Origin of the sequence: Microcystis sp. M079S1, assembly GCF_020246425.1 — a bacterium.
GTDB lineage: Bacteria > Cyanobacteriota > Cyanobacteriia > Cyanobacteriales > Microcystaceae > Microcystis > Microcystis aeruginosa.
The window spans coordinates 1-4,271 of the sequence record NZ_JADBSZ010000318.1 but is presented as its reverse complement, the minus strand read 5'-3'; the positions used below and the strand labels follow the sequence as shown (position 1 = coordinate 4,271).

The window sequence follows — 4,271 nt, the reverse complement described above, 5'->3', positions numbered from 1 at the left end:
TCGCTCATCTTCATGTCCATCTCTTAGGCGATCGCCCAATGGCTTGGCCCCCGGGTTAAACCCCCCTTATTTTCCCGCACTTTTGGAGAATTTTAGAGCTAGAAGCTTTCTTTTCCGAGTCAGTCTTCTCGATGTTGAACCCATGAATAGGTCTCTTTCTGCGATCGCTTTGTCCAGCACCCTGCTGTTATTTCCCTTCACCGCTGCGACTCTCGCTCAATCGGAATGCTTTCTCCAAAGAGCAGATGGACAACAGATAGATCTTAGCCGTCTCTGTGGCGGTTCATCCAGAAATAGGAAAAATTCCCCGCAAGTTTATCAGTTACCGATTCAACGCCGGGTTAACGGCATTCCCACGGTGATGGTGGTTTTTAATCACCGTCACTCCTATGAAATGCTTTTTGATACGGGAGCTAGTGGCATCGTCCTCACCGATGCCATGGCGAAAGCGATGAAAGTCAAACGGGAAAGGGAAGTACTCGCTCATACCGCCGGCGGTGTCGTTAGGGTTTATCTTGGTCGCATTAATTCTATTAAAGTTGGCGAGGTGGTTTTATCTAATCAGATTGTTGGTATTTCTCCCCAAATGGAAGGATTAGGACTCTTGGGACAAACTTTTTTTGGTTCCTATGATGTCACGATCAAAAAAGATGTGATCGAATTACGTTATCGTTGATAAGTAGCTGGTTATAATTAAATTAAAAATGGATTTTAGGTTCGATCCCCCCTTAGTCCCCCCTTGATAAGGGGGGTGCCGATCCCCCCTTAGTCCCCCCTTGATAAGGGGGGTGCCTGAAAACTTTTAACACCTACCTACTTAGTCTCATGGGAAAAATGCTCGCTTTCCTGACTTTAATCTAAAGTTCCTCTCTGTATTTGTTCCCGTTCGATCGCTTCAAATAAGGCCCGGAAGTTGCCTTCTCCAAAACCTCTAGCGGCATGACGTCGCTCGATTAATTCAAAAAAGAAAGTCGGCTGGGAAAAAATTGGTTTAGTGAAAATTTGCAGTAAAGTCGGCTTTTCCGGGAGGGAATAACTATTTTGTTCAAAATCGATGAGAATTTCCCTTTTTTTTATTTCTGACCATTCCCAATCAGCAATATTAAAGGCTTTCTTTTGATAGTTAATTAGTTGATAATAACTGTCGGGAACTGATAAAAACTCTACCTTTTTTTCTCTTAATTTTTGAGTTAATTTTACAATATTTTCGGTTCTTAAAGCAATGTGTTGAATGCCAGATTTTTGATTAATATCCAAAAATTCTTGAATTTGAGAACTGTTACTATCTGGCTCATTAATCGGTAATTTTAATTCGGTTTCGGGGTGAACCAGTACCTGAGAATAAAGACCAGAACGCTCCGTTTTAATAGTAAAAGTTTGCCTTTTTCTAAAGCCTAAATTTTCCTCATACCAATTGGCTGTTAACTCTAAATTCCCCTGAAAAACATTTAAAACTAAATGATCAATTGCCAGAATATCCTGATTATATTGTTCCTTGCTATCATACTCAATCAGATTAGGATCGGCTAAAATTGGCGTGATTCCCTGTCTTTCAATTAACGTATGTTTTAGATCAGCAATGCTAGAGATTTGACAGCTTTTTATCTTACCCCTAGCCAAAACAGTTTCCTCAATAAAAATGTCCTGTTTAATTCTCCTAGCTAAACTGTCTAAATCCTCTACTTGAAAAGCTACATCCGCCACTCCTTCAGGATATTTACTTAAAAATTCCGCCACGGGACTAAGGGAATTTAAGGGAGAAGATAAGATAAAAATAATCTGTTTAGTTTTATCTTTTTGGATGCCATTGCCAACTATTTCCGTGTGGGTGTGGAGATTAACTAAACTTGCAATCGCCTGAAAATCCATCACCCGCACAAACCAATCTCGCCATTTTTTGGCCGATTCTACATAAAAATGAATATGATCAATAAACATAGATAAAGTCAAAAAAGCGGTTGAGTGTTAGTAAGTGGGGAGTGGGGAAGTGGGGAAATGGGGAAATGGGGGAGTGAGGAGATAGGGTAATTTCAACTAATACCCCAAAACCCCAACTCCCTAAAACCCCAACTCTCAACTCCTGACTCCTGACTCCTGACTCCTGACTCCTGACTCCTGACTCCTGATGACTAAAAAAAGAGATGACTATCGGGTTGAATATTAATTTCCATGGGGACGGCTTGGGGTTCAGCATTCATGGCAAAATAGATAGCATCGGCGGCGGTTTGAGCGGTTAACATTTTAGTGCGATCAACTTTTAAACTCACCTGATCCCAAAAAGGAGTATCGACACCACCAAAATAGAATAAAGTCATTTTAATACCATAGCGTTTTAACTCATCGGCCAAACATTTACTAAAACCGACCACCCCGTATTTAGAAGCACAATAAGCGGCAGCCATAGCCATAGAATGCTTACCTAAAATTCCCACCACATTACAGATATGACCGGACTTATTTTCCTTCATCACATTAGCGGCAGCCTGACAGGTATAAAAACTCCCCTTCAGATTGAGGTCGAGCATTTTATCTAAATCTTCCGGCGTGATTTTATTGTATTGTTTCATCACACCGGCTCCGGCCGCATTAACCAACACATCCAACCGGCCGTAATGGGAGACAATTTTTTCCATCAAAGTTTCTACCTGAGTGGGATTGGTGATATCCGTCGGCACAATTAACGAGGGACAAGACAACTCACCAGCTAAATTAGATAAATTATCGGCATTTCTGGCCACTAATACGAGTTTATGACCATTAACAGCTAGTTTACGCGCTAAAGTGGCACCGATACCCCCCGTAGCACCGACAATCAGGACAACTTTTTCGCTCATAATTATTTACAATCCTTTACAAATATTATTGTAAACTGTTCCGACTGGAAAATCATCGCTAGTCCCAACCCCTTGATTAAGGGTTAGCCAACTTCTGATAGGATAAACCGTGACAATGTAAAGAAATTTTTATGACTGTACTGACCGAAGGAATCGCGCCCCACGGTGGGCAATTAATTAATCGTATTGCTACCGCGGCCGAAAAAGCAGAATTTCTGGCCCTAGCTGAAAAACTACCGCGAGTTTCCTTAGATGAACGAGCGCTCTCGGATTTAGTTATGATTGCTATTGGTGGTTTCAGTCCCCTCAAAGGCTTTATGGAACAGGACGACTACGAAAAAGTCGTCGATGATATGCGTCTAATCAATGGTTTACCCTGGGCAATTCCCGTGACTCTTTCCGTTAGGGAAGAAGTGGCGGATCCGCTCAAAGAAGGCAACTGGATTCGTTTAGATGACAGCGAAGGCAACTTTGTCGGAGTCCTGGAATTAACCCAAAAATACCGTTACAATAAGGCCCACGAAGCAGTTAACGTCTATCGTACCGACGACCAGAAACATCCCGGGGTAAAAGTCCTCTATGAACAGGGAGAAATTAACCTCGCAGGTCCAATATGGTTACTTCAGCGCGATCCTCATCCCCAGTTTCCCAAATATCAGATCGATCCTCTGCAATCGCGCAAAATGTTCCACGAAAAAGCTTGGAAAACGATTGTCGGTTTCCAAACCCGTAATCCCATCCACCGGGCCCACGAATACATTCAAAAATGCGCCCTAGAAGTGGTAGATGGTTTATTCTTGCATCCTCTTGTCGGCGCTACCAAAAGCGATGATGTGCCGGCCGATGTGCGGATGCGTTGCTATGAGATCATGATGGATAAATACTTTCCCCAAGATCGCGTTATTCTAGCTATCAACCCCTCAGCTATGCGTTACGCCGGCCCCCGGGAAGCAATTTTCCACGCTATTATCCGCAAAAACTACGGTTGTACCCATTTTATCGTCGGTCGTGACCATGCCGGAGTCGGGGACTACTACGGAACCTACGATGCTCAGTATATCTTTGATGAGTTCGAGCCGGGGGAATTGGGAATCGTGCCGATGAAGTTTGAACACGCTTTCTACTGTACCCGCACTTCGGGAATGGCAACCACCAAAACTAGCCCCAGTTTACCTGAAGAAAGAATCCACCTTTCGGGAACGAAAGTCCGGGAACTGCTGCGCAAAGGAGAATTACCACCTCCGGAATTCTCCCGTCCAGAAGTAGCTGCCGAATTAATCCGCGCCATGCAAGGATCTTGACATCCTCGCCGCCCTAAAAGTGCGGCGATTCCTAAACCTCACGATTTAAGTTTCTGCTTCCACCACCGTCGCATACCACAGTTAAAAAACCATGTACTGTCTTACACAGAGTCCACAGACTTTCGCCCCATTTCAG

At 43.4% G+C, this 4,271-nt stretch carries 4 protein-coding genes; 2 read left to right on the top strand and 2 right to left on the bottom strand.

Annotation, left to right across the window (positions count from 1 at the left end; all coding sequences use genetic code 11):
* Positions 1 to 142: 142 nt before the first annotated feature.
* On the top strand, positions 143 to 676 hold the full coding sequence (locus tag IM456_RS20460; RefSeq protein WP_287694313.1) for a retropepsin-like aspartic protease family protein: 534 nt from the start codon (positions 143 to 145) through the stop codon (positions 674 to 676).
* 176 nt (positions 677 to 852) lie between these two features.
* Here the strand turns inward: IM456_RS20460 and hppD are convergent, their stop codons facing one another.
* Both hppD and IM456_RS20450 read right to left on the bottom strand, forming a co-directional pair.
* Complete coding sequence (gene hppD / locus IM456_RS20455) at positions 853 to 1,938, bottom strand: 4-hydroxyphenylpyruvate dioxygenase (protein ID WP_287694311.1); 1,086 nt, start codon at positions 1,936 to 1,938, stop codon at positions 853 to 855.
* Between the two features lie 191 nt (positions 1,939 to 2,129).
* Complete coding sequence (locus tag IM456_RS20450; RefSeq protein WP_287694309.1) at positions 2,130 to 2,834, bottom strand: SDR family oxidoreductase; 705 nt, start codon at positions 2,832 to 2,834, stop codon at positions 2,130 to 2,132.
* Positions 2,835 to 2,965: 131 nt separating this feature from the next.
* Between IM456_RS20450 and sat the strand changes: the two genes are divergently transcribed.
* Positions 2,966 to 4,135: a sulfate adenylyltransferase gene (sat, locus tag IM456_RS20445; protein ID WP_002803711.1), complete on the top strand. Its 1,170-nt coding sequence runs from the start codon at positions 2,966 to 2,968 to the stop codon at positions 4,133 to 4,135.
* The last annotated feature ends 136 nt before the right edge of the window (positions 4,136 to 4,271 follow it).

What these genes read in the sequence shown, in the direction of transcription:
- IM456_RS20460 (WP_287694313.1), top strand. Translation starts at nt 143, where the DNA reads ATGAATAGGTCTCTTTCTGCGATCGCTTTGTCCAGCACCCTGCTGTTA.
- hppD (WP_287694311.1), bottom strand. Translation starts at nt 1,938, where the DNA reads ATGTTTATTGATCATATTCATTTTTATGTAGAATCGGCCAAAAAATGG.
- IM456_RS20450 (WP_287694309.1), bottom strand. Translation starts at nt 2,834, where the DNA reads ATGAGCGAAAAAGTTGTCCTGATTGTCGGTGCTACGGGGGGTATCGGT.
- sat (WP_002803711.1), top strand. Translation starts at nt 2,966, where the DNA reads ATGACTGTACTGACCGAAGGAATCGCGCCCCACGGTGGGCAATTAATT.